Here is a 25,208-nt window from a genome sequence, read left to right as displayed (position 1 = left end):
GGGGACAAAGTCGATCGTTTTGCGAAAAACCGTCATATATGGCGCGCCGGGGGTGTGACGCTGACAGAACCGAAACTCCAGGCATGACGGGACACCGAGCCACCCGGCAGTCGAGGGAGGCTCCCGTGAACGCGGAAGGCTCAGCCGAGCGCCTGCATGAACGGCAGGAACTGCCGGGACCGGTCGCCGGGCGGCAGTCCGTCACGCGCCATGAGCGAGACCGCCCACGGCCGGCCCATGCCGTGCTCCTCGGCCCACCGGACCAGCCCGCCCTGCGCCTCGTCGATGTCCATCCGCACCTCGCCGCCCACGTGCAGGGCCAGATCGCCGATCAGCGCCTGCGCGGTCGCGAGGTCGTGGGCCACCACGGGGCCGATGACGACGTTGCCGTCGTTGCGCCAGCAGTGGCCGAACCCACCCTCGGCGACCAGCACCCGCTCGCCGAAGCCGGACATGCGCCGCAACAGCGCCGAGCGGTCGGTGCCGAACACCTCGGCGTCGAGCGCCAGGATCGTGCCCAGATCGTCCGCGGTGGCCGTCCGCGTCCGGCCGGACGGCTCGCCGCGGAAGACGCCGGTGCGCTTGACGACCCGGCCCAGGGTGCGGAAGCCGAGCTGCTCGTAGAGCGGCCGGCCGCTGTCGGTGGCGTGCAGCGAGACCGTGCGCTCGCCGGCCTCGGCCAGCGCGTGCTCCATCAGCTTGCGGGCCAGCCCCTGGCGAGCGTGGCGGGAGGCGGTGAGGACCATGCTGATCACCGCATGGTCGTGGCCGTAGCGGGTCAGGATGTTGGTCGCCGCGAGCCCGTCGCCGTCGGGGGCGTCGATGCCGTAGCCCTCGCCCACGTCGAGGAGCAGCCGCCACTTGTGCCGCTCGGGGCCCCAGTCGCGGCTCTCGGCCAGGCGGGTGCAGGCGTCGAGATCGTCGAGCGTGAGGCGGCGGATCTTCATGCGGTCATCCTTCCGCACCCGCCGCATCCAGCTCAAACGTATTTAACTCCGCCCACCGGTGAATAAGGACAGCCTGATCGGGTTTCCCGTGCGGCTGAACGGGACAGGATGAGGACAGTGTTGTGGCGGTTGATGTGGGTGGGACAGCCCTGTCCAGGGGTGGCCTCATCAGCCGCGACGGCACCCTCCCCGCCACCTGGACCACCCGTGGCGCGTCGTCAGATCGCCCAGGCCGGTGCCGCCGAGCACGGGAGGTGGCCGCGGTTCGTCAGTGGCTGCCCCTGGCGCACCTCAGAGGAGGCGGCGCGGGCCGGCACCCTCCTGGCCCAGGCGATCGCCGGGGTTGACCAGGGCGCACTGCTCGAACGACAGGCAGCCGCAGCCGACGCAGTCGGTGAAGAGGTCGCGCATCCGTTCCAGCCGGGCGATGCGCGCGTTCAGCTCCTCGCTCCAGCAGTGCGACGCCCGCCGCCAGAACTCCGGAGTCGGGTGCGCCCCCTCCGGCAGGAAGGCGAGCACGTCGCCGATCACCGACAGCGGGACGCCGACCGACTGCGAGGCGCGGATGAAGGCGACCACGCGCAGCGTGGAGCGGTGGTAGCGGCGCTGGTTCCCCACGGTGCGGCGGCTGTGGATGAGGCCCTGGCGCTCGTAGAAGCGCAGCGCCGAGGCCGGCACTCCGCTGCGTTCGGCCAGCTCGCCGATGGTGAGCTCCTTGCCCGGCGGGGACGGGTTCGTCATGCCCGAGAGCCTAGCTTGACTTCAACAAGGGTTTAAGTTCGAGCATGGTCGCATGAACACGACAGACAAGATCTTGGTGATCGGCGCCACGGGGAACATCGGCAGGCATCTGGTGCCCCTGCTGGCCGAGGCAGGCGTCGCGGTGCGGGCGCTGACCCGTGAACCGTCGCGGGCCGGCCTGCCCGGCGGCGTCGAGGTGGTGCGCGGGGACCTGACCGAACCGGAGTCCGTGGAGGCGGCCCTGGAGGGCGTCGGCTCGGTGTTCCTGCTGTGGCCGTCCTTCTCGGCCGCCGGGGCCGAGCCCGTCGTCGAGGCGATCGCCCGGCACGCGCGCCGGGTCGTCTATGTCTCCGCCTTCTCCGTGCAGGACGGGCGCGACGCGGCGCAGAACGGGGTGTGGGGCGAGGTCGAGGAGCTGGTCCGGCGGTCCGGGGTGGAGTGGACGTTCCTGCGGGCGGGCGGGTTCGCCACCAACACCCTCGGCTGGGCCGAGGAGATCCGGTCGAGCGGCGTGGTGCGCGCGCCGTACGCCGGTGCGGCGCGCTCGCTCATCCACGAGGCCGACATCGCCGCCGTGGCCTTCCGGGCGTTGACCGAGGACGGCCACGCCGGCAGCAGCCACGTGCTCACCGGACCGGAGGTCCTCACCCAGGCCGACCAGGTGCGCGTCATCGGCGAGGTCATCGGCCGCCCGCTGCGCTTCGACGAGCAGCCGCGGGAGGAGGCCCGCGCGGAGATGATCGCCGCCTGGGGCGACCCCGCGATGGTCGACGGCGCGCTCGACCACTGGGCCTCCATCGTGGCCGAGCCCGAGCCGGTCACCACGACCGTGGAAGAGGTGACCGGCCGTCCCGCCCGCACGTTCCGCGAGTGGGCGCACGACCACGCGGCGGACTTCCTGTCGCCGCGGGACGTCGCCGACTCCTACTAGGGGCGTTCCGGCGCGGCGTCATGGCGGACGCCCTGGCGCTGGCCGCGGACGACGTCGTGCGGGTGGCGCCGCTGGAGGGGGCCCCGCCGTCCTGGACAACGCCGCGCGGCTGACCGCCGACCACGACATCCACGGCGTCGAGGTCGACGGGCCGTTCGTGTCGGACGATCGCTTCGCGGTGCGGTTCGCCTTCGACGAGACGCACCTGCCCACCGGCAGGCGGGAGTCCACGGTGAAGATGTCGCTCTGCACGGTGGCCGGCGGGCGGATCGTCCGGGAGGAGGTGTACTACCTGGACGGGCCCCAGGCGGTCACCCGGTAGGCGGCGGCAGGAGGTGGGCGGGCAGCTCGACGGGCCGGGCCCGCAGCTCCTCGCCCAGGGCCTTGGCCTGCGGGTCCATCCGGGTGCTGGCCGCCACGCCCCGGCCCAGCAGGCCGTGGACCACGAAGTTCAGGGCCCTGAGGTTGGGCAGCTCGTACCGGTCCACCCGGTGCGGGGCCAGGGCGGGCAGCAACTCCCGCACGCGGTCCACGGTGAGGGTGGCCGCGAGCCAGGAGTATTGCTCGGAGGTGGCCACCCACACGCCCAGGTTCGCGTTGCCGCCCTTGTCGCCGGACCGCGCCCCCGCCACGCGCCCCAGCGGCACCCGCACCGTGGCACCCGCCTGGTGCTCCGTGACCCCCGTCCCGTACACAGGAGCGGCCGCTCGGCTCTCCGTGACCCCCGTCCCGTCCGCGGGAGCGGCCGCTCGGCTCTCCGTGACCGCCGCCTCGCCCGCCGAGGTGTCCGCTCGGTCCGCGAGAACGGCTCGGCGCCGGTCGGGCAGGGGCGACGTGCGGCCGGCCGGGTGCTCGCCGTCCGGGTCGGGGAGCCGGACGCCGTCGAGGAACACCTCCGCGCGCACCTCGTCCGCCGGGACCAGCACCGGCCAGTAGACCCCGTACGGAGAGGCGTCCCCCGGCGGGGTGAGGGTGTGGAAGCCGGGGTAGCTGGCCAACCCCGTCTCCACCACCGCCGCGGAGAAGGCCCGGCCCACCCGGCGCGGGTCGGCGTCCATGACGGTGATCCGCAGCAGCCCGCCGCCGGTCAGCGTCACGTCCACCTCGTCGAACGACTCCCGCGGCACCCGCGCCCAGATCGCCTCCTCCGCCAGCCGGGCCTTCGCCTCGACGTCGAGGCCGGTCAGCACCAGCGTCATCGCGTTGCGGTAGCCGCCCAGGTAGTTGACCGCCACCTTGAGCGTGCCGGGCGGCGGCTCGCCCCGGACACCCGAGACGCGGACCCGGTCGGGGCCGTCGTCGGACAGGACGATGGTGTCGAAGCGCGCCACCACGTCGGGGCCCGGGTAGCGGGGTCCGGCGATCTCGTACACGAGCTGCGCCGTGACCGTGCCGGTCGAGACCAGCCCACCCGTGCCCGGATGCTTGGTGATGACCGACGAGCCGTCGGCGTGCAGCTCGGCGATCGGGAACCCGCAGTGCGCCAGGTCCGGCACGTCCCGGAAGAACGCGTAGTTGCCGCCCGTGGCCTGGCAGCCGCACTCGATGACATGCCCGGCCACCACCGAGCCGGCCAGCGCGTCGAGGTCGCCGGGCCCCCAGCCGTACCGCCACATGCCGGGCCCCGTCACCAGGGCGGCGTCGGTGACCCGGCCGGTCACCACCACGTCGGCGCCCGCCGCGAGGGCGGTGGCGATCGGGCGGCCGCCCAGATAGGCGTTGGCCGTCAGCGGGGTCGCCGACAGGCGCTCGCCGGTGTCGGCGTTCGTCAGGTCGAGGTCGAGGCCGCGGCCGGTCAGGTCGTCGCCGGTCACGTACGCGACCCGGGGCGACAGGCCGAGCCGGGTCGCCAGCTCGTGCACGGCCTCCGCGCAGCCGGCGGGGTCGAGGCCGCCCGCGTTCGCGACGATCCGGATGCCCCGGTCGAGGCACGGGCCGAGGACGTCCTCCAACTGCCGCAGGAACGTCGGAGCGTAGCCGGGACGCCCCTTGAGCCGGTTGCCGGCCAGGATGAGCATGGTCAGCTCCGCCAGCCAGTCGCCGGTCAGCACGTCGATCGGGCCGCCCTCGACCATCTCGCGGGCCGCCGAGAGCCGGTCGCCGTAGAAGCCGCTGCAGTTGGCGACGCGCAGCATCAGGGCGTCCGCTCGCCCGGCGGCACCCACGCGGGCGGCCGCTTGGCCATGAACGCCGCGATGCCCTCCTGGCCCTCCTCCGAGGTGAAGCGCTGCGCGGACAGGGCCGCCATCCGCCGCAGCCCCTCCTCGAACGAGACGCCCGGCAGGTCCCTGACCAGCCGCTTGGTGATGGCCAGCGACTCCGGACCGCCCCTGACGAGCATGCCGGCGTAGCGGGCGACCGTCGCGTCCAGCTCCTCCTCGGGCACGGCCCGCGTGAGCAGGCCGATCTCCACGGCCCGGGAGGCGTCGAACACCTCGCCGGTCAGGAAGTACTCGGCCGCGGCCCGCGAATGCAGCCGGCGCAGCACCGGCACCGCGATCATGGCGGGCACGACGCCGAGCCGGACCTCCGTGAAGGCGAACGAGGCCGTCTCCGGCGCGATCGCGAAGTCGCAGGCGGCGACCAGGCCCAGCCCGCCCGCCCGCGCCGTGCCGTTGAGGCGGCAGATGACCGGCTTCGGGCTCTCCCAGAGCAGCGCGAGGATCTCCGGGAACGACGCGGTCACCGGAGCGTCCGCGGCGCCCGAGGCACGCTCGACCCGCTGCTCCTTGAGGTCGGCGCCCGAGCAGAACACCGGGCCGGTGCCGGTCAGCACGATCACCCGCGCCTCGGGCTCCGCCAGCGCCCAGCCGAGCCGGTCCTCCAGGTCCGCGAGCAGCCGCACGGACAGCGCGTTGCGGTTCGGCGGCGAGTCGAGTGTGATCGTCGCGACGCCGTTCGCGAGCTCCTTGTGGACCAGCCGGGTCATGAGTCCCCCTCCTGAGTGATCTCCTCGGCGATCTCCTGGATGACCGCCAGCACCGCTCCCGCCCGCACCTGCCGCCCCTCCTCGACGTGGACGCCGGAGACGACACCGGCGGCGGGCGCGGCGATCCGATGCTCCATCTTCATGGCCTCCAGCACCAGGACCGGCTGCCCCTTGGCCACCCGTTCGCCCTGCCGCACCTCGACGCGCAGGACGCTCCCGGGCATGGGGGCGAGCAACGACCCGGGGGCCACCCGCTCCGTGGGCTCGGGCAGCGCCGGCACGGGGGTCAACTCCGTGCAGCCGCCGGGTGAGTCGACGTACACCTTGTCGCCGTACAACGCGACGTCGAACGCCTGCCGGAGGCCGTCGCGCTCCAGCACCACCCGGTCGGGCTCGGCGACGACCACCGTCACCCCGGCGGGGAGCGGCTGGTAGACGACCTCCGCCTCGGCGAACCTGGCCCGCAGCGGTTGCGACCGGACGTTGCGCCAGCCGGAGGGCAGGCTGCCCAGCACCGGCGCCGCCCGCCGCCGCTCCGCCGCCATGGCCAGCCCCGCCGCCAGCACCGGCAACGCCACCCCCCCGTCCGTCTCGGCCCCGTTCGTCTCGGGCCCGTTCGCGCCAGGCCCGGAGGGGTCGGTGGGTTCGGCGTCCGGGCTCGGCCCACCGGTCGCCGGGGTGTCCGCGCCCGGCCCGGCCCGTTCCGGGCGGGCGAGGGTGGCGCGGTGGTCGTCCAGGAAGGCGATGTGGGTCTCGCCCGCCTGAAAGTCCGGACTTGTCAGGATGTCGAGAAGCAGGTCGCGGTTGGTGGTGACGCCGTGCAGCCGGGCGCGCCGCAGCGCGGCCGTGAGCTTCCTGACCGCCTCCGCGCGGGTCGTCCCGTGGGCGACCACCTTGGCCAGCATCGCGTCGTAGTGCGGTGAGACCTCCGACCCCGACTCCACCCCGGAGTCCACCCGCACGTCCCCCGTGATCTCGAAGCGCCGCAGCACCCCCGTCCGGGGCAGGTAGTCGCGGTCCTCGGCGTACAGCCGGGCCTCCACCGCGTGCCCGCGCGGCCCGGGCGGCTCGCCCTCCAGGGCGGCCCCCTCGGCGACCGCGAGCTGGAGCCTGACGAGGTCCACCCCGTGCACCAGCTCGGTCACCGGGTGCTCGACCTGCAGGCGGGTGTTCATCTCCAGGAACGCCACCCGCTCGCCCCGCACCAGGAACTCGACCGTCCCCGCGCCCACGTACCCGATCGCGCGGGCGGCCCGGACCGCCGCCTCCCGCAGCAGGGACCGGGTCTCCTCGCCGATCCCCGGCGACGGGCACTCCTCCACGACCTTCTGGTGGCGCCGCTGCACACTGCACTCGCGCTCGCCGAGCGCCCACACCATCCCGTGCCCGTCGGCGAGGAGCTGCACCTCGACGTGCCGGGCCCGGTCGAGCAGCGGCTCGATGAACACGGTGCCGTCGCCGAACGCCGCCTGCGCCTCATGCCGCGCCGAGGCCACCTCCCGCGCCAGGTCCTCGGCGGCCCGCACCACCCGCATGCCCCGCCCGCCGCCACCGGCGGACGCCTTCACCAGCACCGGGTACGCCCAGCCCGCCGGGAGGACCCCGTCGCGGGTCCCGTCCCACGACCCGGCCGGTGTCCCGTCACGCGTCCCGTCCAGCTCCAGCGACGGCAGGACGGGGACGCCCGCCTCGGCCATCAGCCGCTTCGCCGCGACCTTCGACCCCATGGCCGCGATCGCCTCCGGTGGCGGCCCGACCCACACCAGCCCCGCCTCCAGCACGGCCCGCGCGAACCCCGCGTTCTCCGACAGGAACCCGTACCCGGGATGCACCGCGTCGGCCCCCGCCGTCCGGCACGCCGCCACCACGCGGTCCACGTCGAGATACGTCTCCGCCGGGCGCACCCCGCTCAGCCGTACCGCGTGGTCGGCCTCGGCCACGTGCGGCGCACGGGCGTCGGCGTCGGAGAAGACCGCGACCGTCTCGACGCCCAGTTCGCGGCAGGTCCGGAAGATCCGCCGCGCGATCTCCCCCCGGTTGGCCACCAGCAAGCGTGTGATCACGGCCGGAACACCCCGTATCCCGCGGGCTCCGGCACCGGAGCGTTGTTGATCGCCGACAGGCACAGCCCCAGGACGGTGCGGGTGTCGCGCGGGTCGATCACCCCGTCGTCGTACAACCGCCCCGACAGGAAGAACGGCAGCGACTCGGCCTCGATCTGCGCCTCCACCATCGCCCGCATCGCCGCGTCGGCCTCCTCGTCGTACACCTGACCCCGCGCGGCGGCCGAGGCGCGGCCCATGATCGACAGCACACCGGCGAGTTGCGCCGGCCCCATCACCGCCGACTTCGCGCTCGGCCAGCTGAACAGGAATCGCGGGTCGTAGGCCCGCCCGCACATGCCGTAGTTGCCCGCGCCGTAGGAGGCGCCCATCACCACGGTCAGGTGCGGCACCGACGAGTTGGACACCGCGTTGATCATCATCGCGCCGTGCTTGATGATGCCGCCCTGCTCGTACTCCTTGCCGACCATGTAGCCGGTGGTGTTCTGCAGGAACAGCAGCGGCGTGCGCGACTTGTCCGCGAGCTGGATGAACTGCGTCGCCTTCTGCGACTCGGCGCTGAACAGCACGCCCCGGGCGTTGGCCAGGATGCCGACCGGGTAGCCGTGCAGGCGTGCCCAGCCGGTCACCAGCGACTCCCCGAAGAGCGGCTTGAACTCCTCGAACTCGCTGCCGTCCACGATCCGCGCGATCACCTCGCGCGGGTCGAACGGGATCTTCAGGTCCTCGGGCACGATCCCGAGCAACTCGTCGGCAGGGTAGGCCGGCTCCCGCGCGGGGCCCGGCCGGACACCCAGCTTGCGCCAGCCGAGCGAGCGGACGACGCCCCGGCCGATCCGCAGCGCGTCGTGCTCGTCCTGCGCCAGGTGGTCGGCCAGACCGCTGGTGCGGGCGTGCATCTCGGCCCCGCCCAGCGACTCGTCGTCGGACTCCTCGCCGGTCGCCATCTTCACCAGGGGCGGGCCGCCCAGGAACACCTTGGCGCGCTCGCGCACCATCACCACGTGGTCGCTCATCCCCGGCACGTACGCGCCGCCCGCCGTCGAGTTGCCGAACACCAGGGCGATCGTCGGGATGCCCGCCGCCGACAGCCGCGTCAGATCGCGGAACACCCGCCCGCCCGGGATGAAGATCTCCTTCTGCGTCGGCAGGTCCGCACCCCCGCTCTCGACGAGGTTGACGAACGGCAGGCGGTTGGCGAAGGCGATGTCGGCGGCCCGGAGCGTCTTACGCAGGGTCCACGGGTTGGAGGCGCCGCCCCGCACGGTGGGGTCGTTGGCGCAGATCACGCACTCGACGCCCTCGATCACCCCGATCCCCGTCACCACGCTCGCGCCCACCGGGAAGTCGCTGCCCCAGGCGGCGAGCGGCGACAGCTCCAGGAACGGCGAGTCGGGATCGACCAGCAGCTCGATCCGCTCCCTGGCCAGCAGCTTGCCGCGGGCGCGGTGCCGGGACACGTACTTCTCGCCGCCGCCCGCGACGGCCTTGGCGTGCTCGGCCTCCAGGCCGGCCAGCTTGTCCAGCATGGCCGCGCGGCGTTGGAGGTGCACGGGGTCGCGTGGGTCCAGCCTGCTCGTGATCACTCGCCCTCCACGGGGGACGTAGTTGACGCCTGCGTCAATCCGATGGCCCGCGCCCACAGCGTGGTCAGCAGGTCGACGGCCGTCCGCTCGTCGGCCTGCTCGCCCAGGTCGAGCCAGACGTGCGCGAAGTGCTCCACCATGCCGCCGAGCATGACGGCGGTCAGCCGGGGGTCGAGCGCGGGATCGGCCAGTCCTTGCTCCTGCAGCCGCCGCAGCCCCTCCGCGCCCCGCCGTACGAACACCTCGCGCAGCTCCAGCAGCAGGTCGCGGAAGCCCTCCTCGGCGGCGGCCGCCTGCTCCAGCATGCGGATCAGCCGCGAGTTGGCGGCCCAGGCCCGCAGGTAGAGGCGGTTGGCCGCCTCGATGCGGGAGTACGGGTCGTCGGGGACGGCCGGGCCGACGAGGCTCGCGGTGAACATCTCGCCCACCACCGCCGCGGCGACCTCGCGGAACAGCGCCTCCTTGGAGTCGAAGTAGGTGTAGAAGGTGCCGTGCGAGACCCGGGCACGGGCGCAGACGTCGTCCACCCGCACGGCCTCGTACCCGTGCTCGTCGAACGCCTCCCGGCCGGCCTGCACCAGCGCCGCCCTGGTCCGCCGCCCGCGTGCGGTCAACGGATCCGACTTGACGATCACGTCAACCAGCCTAGCCGCGCCGGCCCGAGAACGAAAGGCTTCCCGCGACCGGAAGAGGGCGAGCCGCTCCCGCGACCGGAAGGGGGGCGAGTGGGCTCGCGTGACTGGAAGGGGGCGAGCGGCTCGCGTGACCGGCCGGGGGGCGAAGTGGCTCGCCTGGAGCGGCCCGAGGAGGCCGTCGGTGAGCGGCCGGTAACGAGAAAGCCCTTCGCGACCGGGTGGGTCGCGAAGGGCTTTGCCGGGCGGGAAGGTCAGCCGCAGTGGCTCCAGCCGGACTTCCAGGACAGGGAGCCCCAGCTACCGCCCCAGATGACGCACTTCTGCTTCGCCGGCAACCGGACCGGTCCGGCGTAGGCGGTGAACTTGCCCGGGTTGCTGCCGCTGGATCCACCCTTGACCTGGAGGATGGCGTTCATCTGCACCTTGCCCGGATGCACCAGCTTCGACATCGTGACCACGCAGTTCTTGCCCGCGCCCGTGTTGTAGAGCAGGAAGATGGTCGCGTTGCTGCCGAGCGTGTGGCTCCCGACCACCTTGTAGCCCGCACCGCACACCTGGGTGGCGGTGTAGGGGTTCGGCTTGGGCGCGGGCTTCGTGGTCGGCTTGACCGTGGGCTTGACGGTCGGCTTGACCGTGGGCTTCGGGGACGCGGGAAGCTCCCTGGTCGGGCCCGGGGTCGGCCTGTCGGTGGGCTCGGCCTCGGGGTCCACGCTGTCGTCCGGCTGCTTCGACTCGGTCGGCTTCGGGTCCGGCCGTTTGGTCGCGGGCTTCTTCGTCGCGGGCTTGGCCGTCGGGGCGGTGGTGGGAACGGTGATCTGGTCCGTCTGCTGGTTGCTCTCCGCCGGCATGCTCTGGAGCGGGTCGAGCTCCTTGGGCTTGTCGACCTTGGGCTCCTCGGCGTCCTCCAGCTCCGGCGGGCCCACGGTCTCCAGCGTCGGCAGGATGGTCGGGTCGACCGCCGGCTGCTCGGTGGGCCGGCCGCTGGCCGCGCTGTCGGGGGTGGCCCGCGAGGCGTTGTTCACCTGCCGCACGACCGCGGTCTTGCCGCTGTTGGCGTTGACCACGACCGCGCCGCCGACCACCAGCAGGGCCGCCGCCGCGGCGCCGGACAGGGCGAACGTGAGCGTGCGCCGCTGCTTCGCGGCGGCGCCGTCGGCGGGCGTGGCCGGCCGACCGGGGGCCTGACCGCCCGGCTGACGCTGGCCGGGGACTGCGTGCGGGGGAGCGCCCCGGCCCGGGGCCTGGCCACCGGGCGCCGCCGCGCCCGGTCCCGGTTGGCCGGCGGGCGCTCCGGCCGCCCCGGCAGCCATGGGACCGGCCTGGCCGGGCGCGGGCGCGCCGAAGCGGCGACCGGGCTGCCCGGCCTGCGAACCGTCCTGCTGGGGCCCACCCTGCTGCGGCCCGCTGATCTGCGGGCCGCTCTGCTGGGGCCCACCCTGTTGGGGCCCACCCTGCTGAGGAGCACCAGGGTGCATGCCGCCCTGCTGCGGGCCGCCCGGCTGGGCGCTCCCGGCGTACGGGACGTTCTGCAGGTGGTGTCCGGTCTGCGGGCCGCCCGCGGGCTGGGGGCCGGGCTGCGCCGGGCCGCCCGCGAACCCGGGGGGCGGAGCGGCGGCCTGCGGACCGGCACCGAAAGGCCCCTGAGGACCGGTGCCCTGAGGACCGGTGCCGTGGGGGCCGGACTGGGGTGCGCTCGCCTGCTGGGGACCGGTGGCCCCCTGCTGGGAAGCGGGGAAGGGGACGAGGCGCTGGCCGGTGACCGGCTCGACGGCCACGTTGGGCGCCGGCTGCCCGGTGAGCCGCACGACCAGCTCGTCCGCCGTGGGCCGCACCGCCGGGTCCTTCGACAGGCAGGCCCCCACCAGCTCGCCGATCGCGCCGTCCATCCCGCCGAGCTGCGGCTCCTCGTTCAGGATGCGGTTCATGACCACGGGAATGGAGTCGGCGCCGAACGCCGGCTTGCCCGTGGCGGCGAACACCATGGTGACGCCCCAGGCGAACACGTCGGCCGCCTCGGAGACCACGCCGCCGCTGAGCTGCTCGGGCGCCAGGTACGACGGCGTGCCCATGGCCATACCGGTGGCCGTGGCGCCGGGCGAGTCCAGCGCGCGGGCGATGCCGAAGTCGATCACGACCGGACCCTCGGGGCCCATGAGCACGTTGGCGGGCTTGAGGTCGCGGTGCAGGATTCCGGCCCGGTGGATCGCCGCGAGCGCCGTCGCGGTGCTGATCGCGAGCCGCTCCAGCGCCGCCCCCCGGCGCGGGCCCTCGTTGATGACCAGCTCGCGCAGCGAGGGGCCCGGGACGAACTCGCTCACGATGTACGGCCGGCTGCCCTCCAGGTCCGCGTGGAGCACCGGGGCGGTGCAGAACCGGGCGACCCGCTGCGCCACCGACACCTCGCGCAGGAACCGGGTTCTCGCCTCCGGATCGGCCACGGCGGCGTGGTGGAGCAGTTTGACGGCGACCTGCTCGCCGGAGTCGCTGCGGCCCAGGTATACGACGCCCTGCCCGCCTTCCCCCAGCCGGCCGAGGAGCTCGTAGGCCCCCAGCCGTCGCGGATCGTCCGCCGCCAACGGCTGGTGTTGATTCACGTCGGACCCCCAAGACGCATGCATAAAACTCGACAACTGGGGCAGAACGCTACCAGCGTGATGCTTAGTACGTGGGCCTGACGTGACGTATCTTTCACGTTTTGTTGTCTCGCGTCAGTCGTCCTGTGCGGACCGTGTTCACCGGTCCGCCGGTCGTCACGCCCTGTGAGGTCAGATGGCCTTGCCCGGATTCAGGATGCCGAGCGGGTCGAACACCGCCTTGATGCCCTGCTGCACCTCCTGGGCCACCGGACCCGACTCCAGAGCGAGCCAGCGCCGCTTGAGCACGCCGACGCCGTGCTCCCCGGTCAGCGTGCCGCCGAGCTCCAGGGCGTGCGTGAAGACGTCGTCGGCCGCGGCCCACACGTTCGCGGGCGGCTCGGGCAGGCCGCGTTCGAAGATGAAGACCGGATGCAGGTTGCCGTCACCGGCGTGCGCCACCGTGCAGATCTTCACGTCGTGGCGGGCAGCGGCCGCCTCGATCGCGGTGATCATGTCGGGCAGCACCGAGCGGGGCACGCACACGTCCTCGACCAGGCAGGCGCCGAGACGCTCCTTGGCGTCGTAGGCCATCCGGCGCACGCCGATCAGCTCCTCGGTCTCCTGCGGGCTGGAGGAGACGGCCACGAACGAGGCGCCGTTGTCCACGCACAGCCGCTCCATCCGCTCGGCCACGACCTGGCCGTCGGCGGCGTCGGACTGGCCGATGAGCATGGCGTTGGTGCCCGGCTCCAGGCCGATGTTGCGCCAGTCGTCGATCGCCTCCAGCGTGGCGCGGTCGAGCAGCTCCATCAGCGACGGCTGGCAGCCCGCAGCCATGATCGCGGCCACCGCCGCGCCCGCGTCGCGCAGCGAGCCGAACTCCGCCGCGAACGTGGCAGGCGGCACCGCCGGGGCCCTGCGCAGCCGCACGGTCGCCGAGGTGATCACGCCCAGCGTGCCCTCCGAGCCGACGAACAGGCCGGTCAGGTCGTAGCCGGTGACGCCCTTCATCGTGCGGCGGCCGGTCTGCAGGATCCGGCCGTCGGCCAGCACGACCTCCAGGCCGAGCGCGGAGTCGCGGGTGACGCCGTACTTCACGCAGCGCAGCCCGCCCGCGTTCGTCGCCAGGTTGCCGCCGATCGTGGAGATCTCGTACGACGACGGGTCGGGGGCGTACATGAGCCCGTGCTCCCGTGCGGCCCGGTCGAGGTCCGCGGTGATCACGCCGGGCTCGACCACGGCGATCTCGTCGGCGGGGGAGAGCTCCTTGATCGCGGTCATCCGGTGCAGCGACAGGACGACCGAGCCGTCACCGGCCGTGGACGCGCCCGCCAGGCCGGTGCCCGCGCCGCGCGGCACGACCGGCACCCGGTGCTCGCTCGCCCAGCGCAGCGTGGCCACCACGTCGTCGCGCGAGGCGGCGAGCACCACGCCCAGCGGCTTGCCCGGTTCGACGAACGTGCGGTCGCGGGCGTAGGAGTCGACGACGTCGGGGTCGGTCAGGACGCGGCCCTCGGGAAGGGCCCTCACCAAGGCATCTATGGGTCTCACATGAAGAACCATACGGTTTGCTTGTATCGAGGCTTAAGGCCAGACTGCCCGGGTGAAAGTGACGTGTCCCGTGTGTTCCGAGGCTGACCAGGTGATCTCCGTTCCTGGGGCGGTGGCGGCGGGGACCACGTACCGGATCGGCCGGGTGCGGCTGCCCGGCCAGCGCGAGGTCGCCGACCTGCCGATGGCGGCCACGCTCGGCGCCTCGAAGCACGTGATGAGCCGCACCCAGCTCGCGGTCTGGCTGTCGTTCCCCAGCCGGCACTACACGCCCTGGTCGCGCAACCAGGGCTACGTCCTGCTCGGGGTCGCCGCCCTGGCGCACCTCGTGGTGGCGCTGGTGATCGCGATGGGCAAGGACTCCGGCTGGGGAGAGGTGCTGCTCGCGCCGTTCTGCCTGACCGGGTTGTTCTGGGGGTTCGGGCTGCTGCAGGTCCTCGGCTCGTACGGCGCGCGCAAGCGCGACCTCGCCGAGGCCCCGGCCCGCGAGCAGGCGCTCAAGGTGTGGGAGAAGCTCTGCTACTGCCCGAGGGACAACGTCGCCTTCGAGCCGGGCGTGGACGTCTCGTTCCACCCGAGCGAGACGCGGGAGTACATCTTCGGTTTCAGGGGCGGCCGGGTCGTCTGACAGGGCCTCGGCAGCGGCCGCGCCGACCGGAAAGCGTCGACCGTGAAGCGCCGCGGCGCGGCACGCACGGAGGTGCGTGCCGCGCCGCGGCGTCGGTCGAGGGCGGCCTCAGCCGCGCTCCTCCGCGACCAGCCGGACGCACACGGCGAGGCCGGCGATGGCCTGCTCCAGCTCCTCCAGGTCGGGGAAGGTGGGCGCGATGCGGATCACGCGGTCGTCGGGGTCCTGGCCGTAGGGGTGGGTGGCGCCCGCCGGGGTGAGCGCGATGCCGGCCGCCTTGGCCTTGGCCACCACCTCGGCGGCGTGCGGGACCTCCAGGCTGATGAAGTAGCCGCCCTTCGGGCTGGTCCAGGTGGCCAGGCCGCCCAGCTCCTTGGCCAGCACCCGGTCGACCAGCTCGAACTTCGGCCAGATCAGCTCGGCGTGCCGCCGCATGTGGGCGGCCACGCCGTCGGCGTCGCGCAGGAACTCCACGTGCCGCAACTGGTTGATCTTGTCGGGGCCGATGGACTGCTTGGCGGTGTTGGCCAGGAACCACTCGACGTTGGCCGGCGACGAGCCGAAGAACGCCACACCGGAGCCCGCCAGCGTCACCTTGGAGGTGGAGCCGTAGACGAACACCCGGTCGGGGTTGCCGTGCTCGGCGGCCAGGGCCAGCACGTCGGCGAGCTCGGCCGGGTCACCGGTCAGGTGGTGCACCGCGTAGGCGTTGTCCCAGAAGATGCGGAAGTCGGGCGCGGCGGTCGGCATGGCGGCCAGCCGGCGCACGGTCTCGTCGCTGTAGACGATGCCCGACGGGTTGCTGTACTTCGGCACGCACCAGATGCCCTTGACCGTGGGGTCGGCGGCGACGAGCCGCTCCACCACGTCCATGTCGGGGCCGTCGGCGCCCATCGGGACCGCCACCATCTTGATGCCGAAGCGCTCGCAGATGGTGAAGTGGCGGTCGTAGCCCGGCACCGGGCACAGGAAGGTGACCTCCGGCTCCTCCACCCAGCGGCGCGCGCCCCCGGGCAGCGGGCTGAGCAGGGCGTGCACGATCGTGTCGTGCATCATCGTGAGGCTGGAGTTGCCGCCGACGACGAGCTGCGCCGCGGGCACCTGCAGCAGCGGGCCGAACAGCTCGCGCAGCTCGGGCAGGCCCTGCAGGCCGCCGTAGTTGCGCCCGTCGGTGCCGTCGGCCGTGCGGTAGGACGTCGGCAGTTTGAGCAGGTCGTCGGAGAGATCGAGCTGGCGCGGTGACGGCTTGCCACGGGTCAGGTCGAGCGTGAGCCCACGCTGGACGAGGTCGGCGTAGTCGCGCTGAGCGTTCACGTGATCTTTCTCCTCGGATCGGGTCGCCTACGCAGGATAGAAGACGCGGGCCCCTGAGGAGGAAGCGGTCCGGAATATGGATGGCCGCCTGACCGGAATCGGACATAGATCGCAAATACGTTACGTCTCCACTACGGCCTTTACGCCCGCTTTACTGACCCTCTACCGTCCGGACATCGCACACCCCATGGTCACGGCCCGGCGATCCCGGGCAGAGAGGGTCCCCCTGTGCCCAGCACGAAACGCCTGTTAGCAGTGATACCGGCGGCTGCGCTCCTGGCCGCCGCCCTCACCGTCCCCTCGGCGGCCTCGTCCGCCGCAGAGGAGTCCGTGGCACGGTACGAGCCCAGCGCGTCCGACTACTACATCAACTACGCCCCGCCCCGTGTGGAGCCCGACCCGAAGGAGCCGGCAGTCCCCGGCGCGCGGGCCCGGGCGAAGAACCCGGCGCAGGAGTACGACCGCAAGTTCGCCAGCGGCAACCCGGCCGCCGCCAGGGTCCTGGCCGGCCGCGAGGCCGAGGCCATCAGGACGGGCACCAACCCCGCCGAGTTCATCTTCAAGAAGGCCAAGCAGACCAAGACCGCCAAGCTGCTCACGCTGCTGGTCGAGTTCAACGAGAACGCCAACGACGACTTCTCCGGCTTCAACCGGCCGCGAACCGTCGACAGCGCCCCCGACGACTGTGTCGTCGAGCCGGTCGGCACCAGGCTGAACGGCCCCCTGCACAACAACATCCCGGACCCGGCCACGCTGCCGAAGAAGGACAACAACTCCTTCTGGGTCAAGGACTTCAGCACCGAGCACTTCAACAAGATGCTCTACACCGACACCGGCATCACCGAGCGGGTCCGCCCCGACCTGAAGGACCCCCGCGACGGCAGGCCCGGCATCGACATCTCCGGCCACACGCTGAAGAAGATGTACGAGGAGATGTCCAAGGGCGCCTACTCCGTCACCGGCTCGGCGGCCGGCTGGCTCAAGGTCCCGCACTCCGAGGCCTGGTACGGCGCGGCGGCCTGCGGCGGCGCCCCGCAGGACATGTCCGGCCACCCCGACAACCCGCTCGGCGCCGGCCAGCTCGCCATCGACGCGGTCAACGTCCTCGCCCAGACGCAGCCCGGCTTCCCGTGGGCCGACTACGACCTCGAGGACGTCTCCGACGCCGACGGCGACGGTGACTACGCCGAGCCCGACGGCGTGATCGACCACCTCGTCCTCGTGCACGCCGGCAAGGACAAGTCGGCCGACGGCGGCGCCGAGGGCACCTACGCCATCTGGGCCCACTCCAGCGCGGTCGCCGGCGGCTACAAGGTGCCGGGCGCCGACTTCAAGATCTCCAACTACATCGTGCAGCCCGAGGACTCCGGCGTCGGCGTCTTCGCCCACGAGTACGGCCACGACCTCGGCCTGCCCGACCTGTACGACACCTCCGGCTCGGCCAGCTCCGCCGTGGACTTCTGGGACCTGATGTCCAGCGGCTCCCACTCCGGCCCGATCTTCCAGTCGATGCCCACCCACATGGGCCTGTGGGACAAGTGGGTGCTCGGCTGGGCCAACCCGAAGGTGTTCGACCCGGGCGACGCCGCCAGGCTCGTCACGGTCGGCCAGTCGTCGCGCACGCCGAAGCTCACCCAGGACGGCGTCCGGGTCAACCTGGCCTCCGAGCCGCTGAAGATGATCGACCCGCACAGCGGCACCGGCACCTGGTGGTCCGGCATGGACCAGGAGTGGGCCAACATCACGCTCAGCCGCGACGTACCGGTGCCCGCCGGCACCGACGTCCGCTTCTGGATGTGGAACAACTACGAGATCGAGCAGGACTGGGACTTCGGCTTCGTCGAGGTGTCCACCGACGGCGGCCAGACCTGGGCCCAGCAGAAGGTCCACGACGAGGCGGGCAACGAGGTCACCACGCCCGACGGCTACCCCGACCCGAACAAGAACCTCGCCACGTTCGGCAACAAGAAGTACGGGCTCACCGGCAACACGGACGGCTGGCGGCACGACTACGTGAACCTCACCCCGTTCGCCGGCCAGACCGTCAAGCTGCGCCTGACGTACAACACCGACGCCGCCTTCACCCCGCGCGGCTGGCACGCCGACGACTTCCAGCTCACCAACGGCGCCGACACCGTGTGGAGCGACGACGTCGAGGGCGGCGCCAACGGCTGGAAGGCCACCGGCGGCACCTTCACCAACACCAGCGGCCAGGGCTGGACGATCAACAACGGCTTCCGCGAGATCTCCCGCTTCTACCTGGCCGAGTGGCGCAACTTCGACGGCTTCGACAAGGGCCTGCAGTACGCCTACGACACCACCTACTCGCGTGACGGCGCCTGGAAGGTCGAGAAAGTCAAGTACAACGCCCCCGGCCTGCTCGTCTGGTACCGCGACTCGACCTACACCAACAACTCCCTCGTGCCCAACCTGCAGCTCCCGCCGAGCATCGGCTCCAAGGGCAGCCTCCTGCTGGTCGACTCGCACTACGAGCCGCTGCGCCGCACCGGCACCGCGGCCGAGAGGGACCCGACCCGGCACAAGAACATGGAGGGCCGCTCGCAGACCTCCAACGCGGCGTTCTCGTTCACCAGGACGTACCCGTTCAAGGAGTGCCTGGAGGCGCCCGACGAGCCGTTCAGCGAGTACTGCACGGACGTCAAGGCGCTCAAGGGTGTGCCGAACTTCACCGACGCCAAGACCTGGTACCCCGGCTTCGAGGTGCAGGACGACACGCTGTACTACCGCGACTTCGACGCCTCCGTGGTGGTGCCGTCGAAGGGCGACCAGCCGTACAGCACCCGCGTCGTGCACGTCGACGGCACCCCGGCCACCGAGCTGTACGGCACGGACGTCGGCGGCGGACACAAGCTCGGCACCGGAAACCCCGGCGACGAGGGCAAGGCGCTGGGCGTCCAGTTCAAGCTGATCAGCCCGCTCCCGGGCAACCTGGGCGCCGTCGTCCAGGTCATCCCGCCCAAGAAGTAACCGGCGGCCACGAGCGACCTGAGGCCGGCCGTCGTTCAGCGGTCGGCCTCAGGCCGCGGGTTGTGCACCTAGGGTCGGCCGCGTTCATCGGTCGGCCTCAGGTAGCGGGTTGTGCGCCTACGATTGATGACCATGAGCGCACTACGCACCAAGGCCGAGCACACTGAGGCGATCCGCACGGACCGCCGGGTGGCGTTGGTGATCAACACGCGCTCACGCCGCGGCAGGCGCCACTACTTCGAGGTGATCGAGCAGATCCACGCCCTCGGCTTCGAGCCGCTGGCGGAGATCGGCGTCTACAACCCCAAGCGGCTGCGCGAGCTGCTCGACACCGCCCTCGCCACCGGCCCCGACCTGCTCATCGTGGGGGGCGGCGACGGCACCCTGTCCTCGGCCGTGCGCCACGTCGCCCACCGCGACGTGGCGCTCGGCGTGCTGCCGCTCGGCACCACCAACAACTTCGCGCGCAGCCTCGGCCTGCCGCTCGACCTGCCCGGCGCGATCCGCGTGTTCGCCACCGGCAAGGTCGCCGACATCGACCTCGGCATGGCCGACGACCGGCCGTTCGCCAACCTGGCCAGCTTCGGCGTGTCGGTCGAGGTGGCCGGCACGGTCAAACCGTGGCTCAAGCGGGTGCTCGGCCGCCCCGCCTACCCGCTCACCGCGCTGACGATCCTGCCCGGTCACCGGCCCTTCCGCGCCGTCATCACCGTCGACGGGCAGCGCCACGAGCTGCTCACCCACCAGCTCAACATCGCCAACGGCCGCTTCCACGGCGGCTGGCAGGTCGCCAAAGACATCAGCATCGACAACGGCCTGCTCGTCGCCTACCAGCTCGGCTCCGGCAAGAAGCTGCGGCTGCTCGTCGAGACGCTGGCGCGGGCGACCACGGGCCGGTGGCGCAGCCTGGCGGGCGGGCCGTTCGTGACGGGCCGCGAGATGCTGCTGGAGACCGACCCGCCGATGGCGGCCGACGTCGACGGCGAGGTACGGCTGCGCACGCCGATCCGGCTGCGCGTGGTGCCCAACGGAGTCCGGGTGATGGTGCCGTCCTCGTTCGAGGACCGCTGACCGCCCGGCGCGTACAGTGGAGGCATGAACCCTCCCGGATCGTGGTGCGAGCGACCCAGGCCGCAGGCCCCCTCGTGCGAGCACCCGTCCCCGTGGAGCGCTCCCCGCAAGCCCGACGCCTGGTGCGAGACGGAGAAGTCGCCGGTCCTGTCGGTGCTCGACCTGCTCCTGCGGGCGGCCCGCAAGCGTTGACGGACCGGTGATAGAAGCCCGGCTGGCTGGGTAGTCGCCTTCCTCACCAGAGGGAGGTGACGACGTGAACGACACCCACAGGCTTGTCAACGATCTGGCCGAGCAGGTCTCCCGGCTCGTCAGGGACGAGTTGCGGCTGGCGCGGCTGGAGCTCACGCGCAAGGGCAGACGCGCCGGGTTCGGCGCCGGCCTGTTCGGGACGGCCGGCCTGCTCGCGTTCTTCGGCGGCGCCACGCTCGTGGCGGCCGTCGTCCTGCTGCTGTCGCAGGTCATGCCCGCCTGGGCGGCCGCGGCGATCGTGGCCGTCGTGCTGTTCGTCGTCGCCGCCGTGATCGGCCTCATCGGCCGCAAACAGGTCAGGCAGGCCACGCCGCCGGTGCCCAGCGAGGCGATCGCCAGCGTCAAGGCCGACATCGACGTGGTCAAGGAGAGCGTACGGCGATGAGTGAGACGGATCCCGGGTTCAGCAAGCAGCACGCCGGGCAGGTCGGCGCCCACCGCTCGACGGTGGGGGCGCCGACCGACCACGAGTCCATCAACGTCCCCCAGACCCGGCCCGGCGCTGAGGAGAACGCGCTGCGGGCCGAGGCCGAACGTGACGAGCACGAGGTCTTCGACCCCGAACCCCCGCTGCCGGACGAGCGCACCGCGCTGATCGAGGACCGGGAGGGCGAGGCCCGCTCGCAGACCCACGCGGGCGACACCCACACGGGCGACACCCACACCGGTGACCCGGGCGGCGCCCGCTCCGGGAACCCCCGTCCCGGTCGCGACCGGCGCGCGGCGCCGTCCCGGCACGGGGACACCCACACCGACGAGGAGGAACACGTGCGTAACCGCATCCAGGAGACCCGCGAGGACATGGGCGACACCGTGGCGGCCCTCGCCCACAAGGCCGACGTGAAGGCCAGGGCGAGCGAGGCGGCCGAGACCGTCAAGGGCAGGGCCGCGGAGGTCGCGGGCACCGTCAAGGGCAGGACCGCCGAGGTCGCGGGCACCGCGAAGGGCAGGGCGAGCGAGGTCGCCGGCAAGGTCCGCGAGGCCACCCCCGAGCAGGTGAAGGACGCGGCCGACAAGGTCACCGCCGAGGCCCGCAAGCGCCCCGTCCTGCTGCTGGCGGCGGCGGGGGCGCTCGGCGTCCTCGTCTTCCGCCGGATCAGGGCCCGCCGTACCGTCCGGCCGGCCAGGCGCCTCAGGAGGCGGTAGCCCGTTGGCCTCGCCGGACACCCCCGCCGACCTGCCGCGCCGAGCCTGGTGGAGCGTGCTGAAGCGCACGCTCGCCGAGTTCAGGGACGACCGCGTCCCCGACCTCGCCGCCGCGCTCACCTACTACGCGGTGCTGTCGATCTTCCCGGCGATGATCGTGCTGGTGTCGCTGTTCGGCCTGCTAGGCCACGACGACACCGCCATGCTGATCGGCCACCTGGCCGTACTGGCGCCCGCCGAGGTGCGCGACCTGCTGACGCAGGGCCTCGCGGGCGTCCAGCGCGGCACCGGCTCGGCCGGCCTGCTCGCGATCGCCGGCGTCGCCGTGGCCCTCTGGTCGGCCTCCGGCTACGTCGGCGCGTTCATCCGGGCCGGCAACGAGATCTACGACATCGAGGAAGGCCGCCCGTTCTGGAAGACCACCCCGCTGAAGGTCGGCCTGACGATCCTGGTGACGGTGCTGCTGGCCGTCGGAGCGATCGCGGTCACGCTCACCGGCCGGCTGGCCGACCTCGCGGGCCGCCTCCTCGGCCTGGGCGACACCGTGGTGACCGCCTGGAACGTGCTCAAATGGCCCGTCCTCGCGCTCATCGCCGCCGGGCTGATCATGGTGCTGTACTGGGCGGCGCCCAACGTGCGCCAGCCCGGCATGCGCTGGATCACCCCCGGCGGGCTGCTCGCCGTCGCCCTGTGGGTGATCGTCTCGGCGGGGTTCGCCCTGTACGTCAGCCAGTTCGGCTCGTACAACAAGACCTACGGCACGCTGGCGGCCGTCGTGGTCTTCCTGGTCTGGCTGTGGCTGTCCAATATGGCCCTGCTGCTCGGCGCCGAACTCGACGCCGAACTGGTCAGGGAGCGGGCCATCGCCGAAGGCAAACCCCCGGACAGCGAACCGTACGCCGTTCCCCGGGACGAGCCGGAGCCCGATAACCTGCCCAAATGACACGCGCGACGGCCACCGCGAAGGCCGCGTCGGGGACGCCGGCCGGGCTGCCGACGGTGCCGCCCTCTGCGCCGCCCTCTGCGCCGCCCTCCGCGCTGCCGTCCGTGCTGCCCTCAGTGCTGCTGACCGTGTTGCTGGCCTGTGGCGTGACCTCGTGCGGAGGCGGCTCGGCGGTCAGCGACCTGGGCGCCGTCGTCCGGGGCGCCAAGGGCGCCACCGTCACCGCCGAGCTGCGCTCCGGCCAGCGGTTCTCCCTCGCCGTCCCCGACGACCCGGCGGCCGGCGACCAGTGGACCCTGGTCGCCGTGCCCGACATGAAGGTCGCCTCCTACATCAGCGAGGAGCGGCGCAGCGAGGACGAGGGCACCAGCTACTTCGTCTTCAACGCCAAACATCCCGGCCGGACCCGCATCCGGCTCCACGACTGCTGGCGCTGCGGCACCGCCACGGCTCCGGCCACCGCGGAGAGCAGGCGACTGTCCGGCGAGGCGGTCTTCGAGGTGATCGTGCGCTGAACCCTTGATCGTCGCGCCCCGCTCGGCCAGGCTGCCTCCATGGACTTCATCCGGGTGCGCGCATCCGACGACGGCGCAGAGACGATCTCCTGGTGGACCGGCGACGTGTACGGCTGGCGGCGCGACGACGGCCCGCACCACCTGTTCGGCTTCGAGGGCGTCAACGTGGCCAGGGCCGTACAGGCCGACGACGGCTGGCGGCTCCTCGCCCGCGAGGCCGCCGCCTACCTCGACCCGGTCACCCGGGAGATCATCGACGTCTGGGACAACCCGTTCACCGGCACCGCCGTGGAGGTCCAGCACGTCTTCAACGACCCCGTCAACCAGCGCCTCGGCGGGCATCCGGTGCCGGTCACGGCGGTCGGCGAGCAGGTGGTGTTCAACGTGGACGTCCGCCTGGCCTACCCGTCGCCGCTGAAGGTCGCCGACTACCCCGACCACTCGGCCGGCGACACCTACCGGGCGATGGAACTGTTCCAGTTCTTCGTCAGCGCCCGCGATCTGGAGTCGGGCGCGGCGTCCGTGCCGTGCGCGTTCTCCTGGTGCCGCGTCTCGCCCTGGCTGCCGTGGATGGCGATGGGCCAGCGCGAGGGGGCGCTGGTCTACCACTGCCGGGGCGGCAAGACGGCAGAGGTGCCCGAACGGCTCGCCCGGCACGTCGGCGAGCACTTCCTGCACGCGCCCGACACCTGGTCCGCGCCGAACATGACGAGCTGGACCGCCTTCGCCGCGCGTGCCCGCGGGTAGGGTTCGGCCGGTGAGCACCGACCTGTTCTGCGAGATCGTCGCGGGGGAGCGGCCCGCGTTCGTGGTCCACGCCGACGAGGTGGCCGTCTCCTTCCTCGACAGCCGGCCGCTGTTCAAGGGGCACGTGCTGGTGGTGCCGCGGCGGCACACCGAGACGCTGGCCGACCTGGCCGACGTGGGGCCGTTCTTCGAGCGGGTGCAGGCGATGGCGCGGGCGGTCGAACGGGCCATGGCCGCGGCCGGCACGTTCGTGGCGATGAACAACCGGGTCAGCCAGAGCGTCCCGCACCTGCACGTGCACGTGGTGCCGCGCAACCGCAAGGACGGCCTGCGCGGCTTCTTCTGGCCGCGCACCAGGTACGCCTCCGACGAGGAGGCCCGCGCCTGCGCCGCCGCCGTCGCCGAGGCGCTGGAGGGGGCGTAGGCTCCGGCGGTGTGGAAGTGCAGTACGTCGTCGGCGTGGCCGTGGTCGCGGTGCTCGTCGGCGTTCCCGCGTTCGTCCTGTGGCGTCTCGTGCGGGGCCGCCGCGAGCTCGGCACCAGCCCGGCCGAGCGCGCCACGTTCGAGACCCTGCACACCGCCTCCCTCGCCGGCCCGCCGCTGCGGGCGGGGCTGACCGCCGAAGGCGCGCAGAAGGCGTCCCGGCACCTGCGCACGCTGCTCGGCTCGTCCGCGCTGGCCGTCACCGACAGCGAACGGCTGCTCGTGTACGACGGCGCGGGAGAGCACCACGCCGGCCAGGCGTTCGAGCACGCGCGGGCCACCCTGAAGGACGGCCGCACCCAGGTCCTCGCCCTCGACTGCGACCTGCTCGAATGCCCGGTCCGGCACGTCGTCGTGGTGCCGCTCACCACCGACGACCGGGTCGTCGGCACCCTCGCCGCCTACGGCCAGCACGCCTCCGCCGGGCTGGTCAGGGCCGCCCAGGAGGTGGCCGGATGGGTCGACTCGCAGCTCCGGCTGGCCGAGCTGGACCGCTCACGCACGCTGCTCATGGAGGCCGAGGTGCGGGCGCTGCGCGCGCAGATCTCGCCGCACTTCATCTACAACTCGCTCACCACGATCGCCTCGTTCGTCCGCACCGACCCCGAACGGGCCCGCGAGCTGCTGCTGGAGTTCGCCGACTTCACCCGCTACTCCTTCCGCAGGCACGGCGAGTTCACCACCCTGGCCGAGGAACTACGCTCCATCGACCGCTACCTCACCCTGGAGCGCGCCCGTTTCGGCGACCAGCTCCAGGTCACGCTGCGCATCGCCCCCGAGGTGCTGCCCGTCGCCGTGCCGTTCCTGTGCCTGCAACCGCTGGTCGAGAACGCCGTCCAGCACGGTCTGGAGAGCAAGGACGGCGTCGGCCGCATCACGATCCTCGCCGAGGACACCGGCGCCGAGTGCGGCATCAGCGTCGAGGACGACGGGCTCGGCATGGACCCCGACCGGCTGCGCCGCATCCTCGCCGGTGAGATCACCCCGGCGGGCGGCGTCGGGCTCGCCAACGTGGACGAGCGGCTGCGCCAGGTGTACGGCGACGAGTACGGGCTCGTGGTCGAGACCGCGCCCGGGGCGGGCACGAAAGTCAACGTCAGGTTGCCGAAGTATCACCCCGGCGTCTCGGCCCGTTGACCGTACGCTCTGTTGTCGGTTTTAT

The 25,208-nt window shown here is 72.6% G+C and carries 23 protein-coding genes; 13 read left to right on the top strand and 10 right to left on the bottom strand.

What is annotated here, in order from left to right; genetic code table 11:
* Window positions 1–140: 140 nt before the first annotated feature.
* The gene (locus tag FHU36_RS26595; protein ID WP_221496584.1) at window positions 141–947 is read right to left on the bottom strand and encodes a GNAT family N-acetyltransferase; all 807 of its coding nucleotides are present in this window, start codon (window positions 945–947) and stop codon (window positions 141–143) included.
* Between the two features lie 291 nt (window positions 948–1,238).
* Complete coding sequence (soxR, locus tag FHU36_RS26590) at window positions 1,239–1,688, bottom strand: redox-sensitive transcriptional activator SoxR (RefSeq protein WP_185086544.1); 450 nt, start codon at window positions 1,686–1,688, stop codon at window positions 1,239–1,241.
* A 52-nt stretch (window positions 1,689–1,740) separates the two neighbouring features.
* Between soxR and FHU36_RS26585 the strand changes: the two genes are divergently transcribed.
* Both FHU36_RS26585 and FHU36_RS26580 read left to right on the top strand, forming a co-directional pair.
* Entirely contained in the window at window positions 1,741–2,619 is an 879-nt protein-coding gene (locus tag FHU36_RS26585; RefSeq protein WP_185086543.1) for an SDR family oxidoreductase, read from the top strand.
* Window positions 2,620–2,776: 157 nt separating this feature from the next.
* A complete protein-coding gene (locus FHU36_RS26580; RefSeq protein WP_185086542.1) occupies window positions 2,777–2,941 on the top strand; it encodes a nuclear transport factor 2-like protein in 165 nt (54 codons plus the stop codon).
* Here FHU36_RS26580 and FHU36_RS26575 read toward each other — a convergent pair.
* The 7 genes from FHU36_RS26575 to FHU36_RS26545 all read right to left on the bottom strand — a co-directional run bounded on the left by FHU36_RS26575 (window position 2,931) and on the right by FHU36_RS26545 (window position 13,938).
* On the bottom strand, window positions 2,931–4,754 hold the full coding sequence (locus tag FHU36_RS26575) for an acyclic terpene utilization AtuA family protein (RefSeq protein ID WP_185086541.1): 1,824 nt from the start codon (window positions 4,752–4,754) through the stop codon (window positions 2,931–2,933). The two genes, FHU36_RS26580 and FHU36_RS26575, sit on opposite strands and share 11 nt — an antisense overlap.
* Window positions 4,754–5,548 carry an enoyl-CoA hydratase-related protein gene (locus FHU36_RS26570; protein ID WP_185086540.1) on the bottom strand — a complete coding sequence of 265 codons (795 nt, stop codon included), beginning with the start codon at window positions 5,546–5,548 and terminating at the stop codon, window positions 4,754–4,756. The genes FHU36_RS26575 and FHU36_RS26570 overlap by 1 nt, the downstream gene beginning before the upstream one ends.
* Entirely contained in the window at window positions 5,545–7,611 is a 2,067-nt protein-coding gene (locus FHU36_RS26565) for an ATP-binding protein (protein WP_185086539.1), read from the bottom strand. Before FHU36_RS26565 ends, FHU36_RS26570 begins: the two co-directional genes overlap by 4 nt.
* Window positions 7,608–9,140 carry an acyl-CoA carboxylase subunit beta gene (locus tag FHU36_RS26560; RefSeq protein ID WP_185087646.1) on the bottom strand — a complete coding sequence of 511 codons (1,533 nt, stop codon included), beginning with the start codon at window positions 9,138–9,140 and terminating at the stop codon, window positions 7,608–7,610. Before FHU36_RS26560 ends, FHU36_RS26565 begins: the two co-directional genes overlap by 4 nt.
* A gap of 53 nt (window positions 9,141–9,193) precedes the next feature.
* Complete coding sequence (locus FHU36_RS26555; protein ID WP_185086538.1) at window positions 9,194–9,832, bottom strand: TetR/AcrR family transcriptional regulator; 639 nt, start codon at window positions 9,830–9,832, stop codon at window positions 9,194–9,196.
* A gap of 251 nt (window positions 9,833–10,083) precedes the next feature.
* Window positions 10,084–12,426 carry a protein kinase domain-containing protein gene (locus FHU36_RS43760; RefSeq protein ID WP_312891841.1) on the bottom strand — a complete coding sequence of 781 codons (2,343 nt, stop codon included), beginning with the start codon at window positions 12,424–12,426 and terminating at the stop codon, window positions 10,084–10,086.
* 171 nt (window positions 12,427–12,597) lie between these two features.
* Window positions 12,598–13,938 (bottom strand): FAD-binding oxidoreductase, encoded by a 1,341-nt coding sequence (locus tag FHU36_RS26545; RefSeq protein ID WP_312891840.1) that lies wholly within the window; start codon window positions 13,936–13,938, stop codon window positions 12,598–12,600.
* Between the two features lie 112 nt (window positions 13,939–14,050).
* On the opposite strand from FHU36_RS26545, the gene FHU36_RS26540 reads away from it, so the two are divergent.
* Window positions 14,051–14,587 carry a hypothetical protein gene (locus FHU36_RS26540; protein ID WP_185086536.1) on the top strand — a complete coding sequence of 179 codons (537 nt, stop codon included), beginning with the start codon at window positions 14,051–14,053 and terminating at the stop codon, window positions 14,585–14,587.
* A gap of 108 nt (window positions 14,588–14,695) precedes the next feature.
* On the opposite strand, the gene FHU36_RS26535 is transcribed toward FHU36_RS26540, so the two are convergent.
* Window positions 14,696–15,901 carry an aspartate aminotransferase type Ic gene (locus tag FHU36_RS26535; protein ID WP_185086535.1) on the bottom strand — a complete coding sequence of 402 codons (1,206 nt, stop codon included), beginning with the start codon at window positions 15,899–15,901 and terminating at the stop codon, window positions 14,696–14,698.
* Between the two features lie 330 nt (window positions 15,902–16,231).
* Here FHU36_RS26535 and FHU36_RS26530 point away from each other — a divergent pair, with 330 nt between their 5' ends.
* The 10 genes from FHU36_RS26530 (at window position 16,232) to FHU36_RS26485 (ending at window position 25,183) form a co-directional block, all read left to right on the top strand.
* Window positions 16,232–18,889: an immune inhibitor A domain-containing protein gene (locus FHU36_RS26530; RefSeq protein ID WP_312891839.1), complete on the top strand. Its 2,658-nt coding sequence runs from the start codon at window positions 16,232–16,234 to the stop codon at window positions 18,887–18,889.
* Window positions 18,890–19,021: 132 nt separating this feature from the next.
* Window positions 19,022–19,960, top strand: coding sequence for a diacylglycerol/lipid kinase family protein (locus tag FHU36_RS26525; protein ID WP_185086533.1), 939 nt, complete (start codon window positions 19,022–19,024; stop codon window positions 19,958–19,960).
* A 24-nt stretch (window positions 19,961–19,984) separates the two neighbouring features.
* Window positions 19,985–20,152 carry a hypothetical protein gene (locus FHU36_RS26520; protein WP_185086532.1) on the top strand — a complete coding sequence of 56 codons (168 nt, stop codon included), beginning with the start codon at window positions 19,985–19,987 and terminating at the stop codon, window positions 20,150–20,152.
* 64 nt (window positions 20,153–20,216) lie between these two features.
* The gene (locus FHU36_RS26515) at window positions 20,217–20,597 is read left to right on the top strand and encodes a phage holin family protein (protein WP_185086531.1); all 381 of its coding nucleotides are present in this window, start codon (window positions 20,217–20,219) and stop codon (window positions 20,595–20,597) included.
* Window positions 20,594–21,358, top strand: a complete 765-nt coding sequence (locus FHU36_RS26510) for a DUF3618 domain-containing protein (RefSeq protein ID WP_185086530.1) — start codon at window positions 20,594–20,596, stop codon at window positions 21,356–21,358. The genes FHU36_RS26515 and FHU36_RS26510 overlap by 4 nt, the downstream gene beginning before the upstream one ends.
* A gap of 4 nt (window positions 21,359–21,362) precedes the next feature.
* The gene (locus FHU36_RS26505) at window positions 21,363–22,301 is read left to right on the top strand and encodes a YihY/virulence factor BrkB family protein (RefSeq protein ID WP_185086529.1); all 939 of its coding nucleotides are present in this window, start codon (window positions 21,363–21,365) and stop codon (window positions 22,299–22,301) included.
* Window positions 22,298–22,816 carry a hypothetical protein gene (locus FHU36_RS26500; protein ID WP_246502574.1) on the top strand — a complete coding sequence of 173 codons (519 nt, stop codon included), beginning with the start codon at window positions 22,298–22,300 and terminating at the stop codon, window positions 22,814–22,816. Before FHU36_RS26505 ends, FHU36_RS26500 begins: the two co-directional genes overlap by 4 nt.
* A gap of 39 nt (window positions 22,817–22,855) precedes the next feature.
* Complete coding sequence (locus FHU36_RS26495) at window positions 22,856–23,563, top strand: DUF1838 family protein (RefSeq protein ID WP_185086528.1); 708 nt, start codon at window positions 22,856–22,858, stop codon at window positions 23,561–23,563.
* A gap of 10 nt (window positions 23,564–23,573) precedes the next feature.
* Window positions 23,574–23,987 (top strand): HIT family protein, encoded by a 414-nt coding sequence (locus tag FHU36_RS26490; protein ID WP_185086527.1) that lies wholly within the window; start codon window positions 23,574–23,576, stop codon window positions 23,985–23,987.
* A gap of 17 nt (window positions 23,988–24,004) precedes the next feature.
* On the top strand, window positions 24,005–25,183 hold the full coding sequence (locus FHU36_RS26485; RefSeq protein WP_185087644.1) for a sensor histidine kinase: 1,179 nt from the start codon (window positions 24,005–24,007) through the stop codon (window positions 25,181–25,183).
* Window positions 25,184–25,208: the final 25 nt, after the last annotated feature.

The sequence above is a fragment of the Nonomuraea muscovyensis genome, from assembly GCF_014207745.1.
Lineage (GTDB): Bacteria > Actinomycetota > Actinomycetes > Streptosporangiales > Streptosporangiaceae > Nonomuraea > Nonomuraea muscovyensis.
This window is presented reverse-complemented; position numbering and strand designations above follow the sequence as displayed.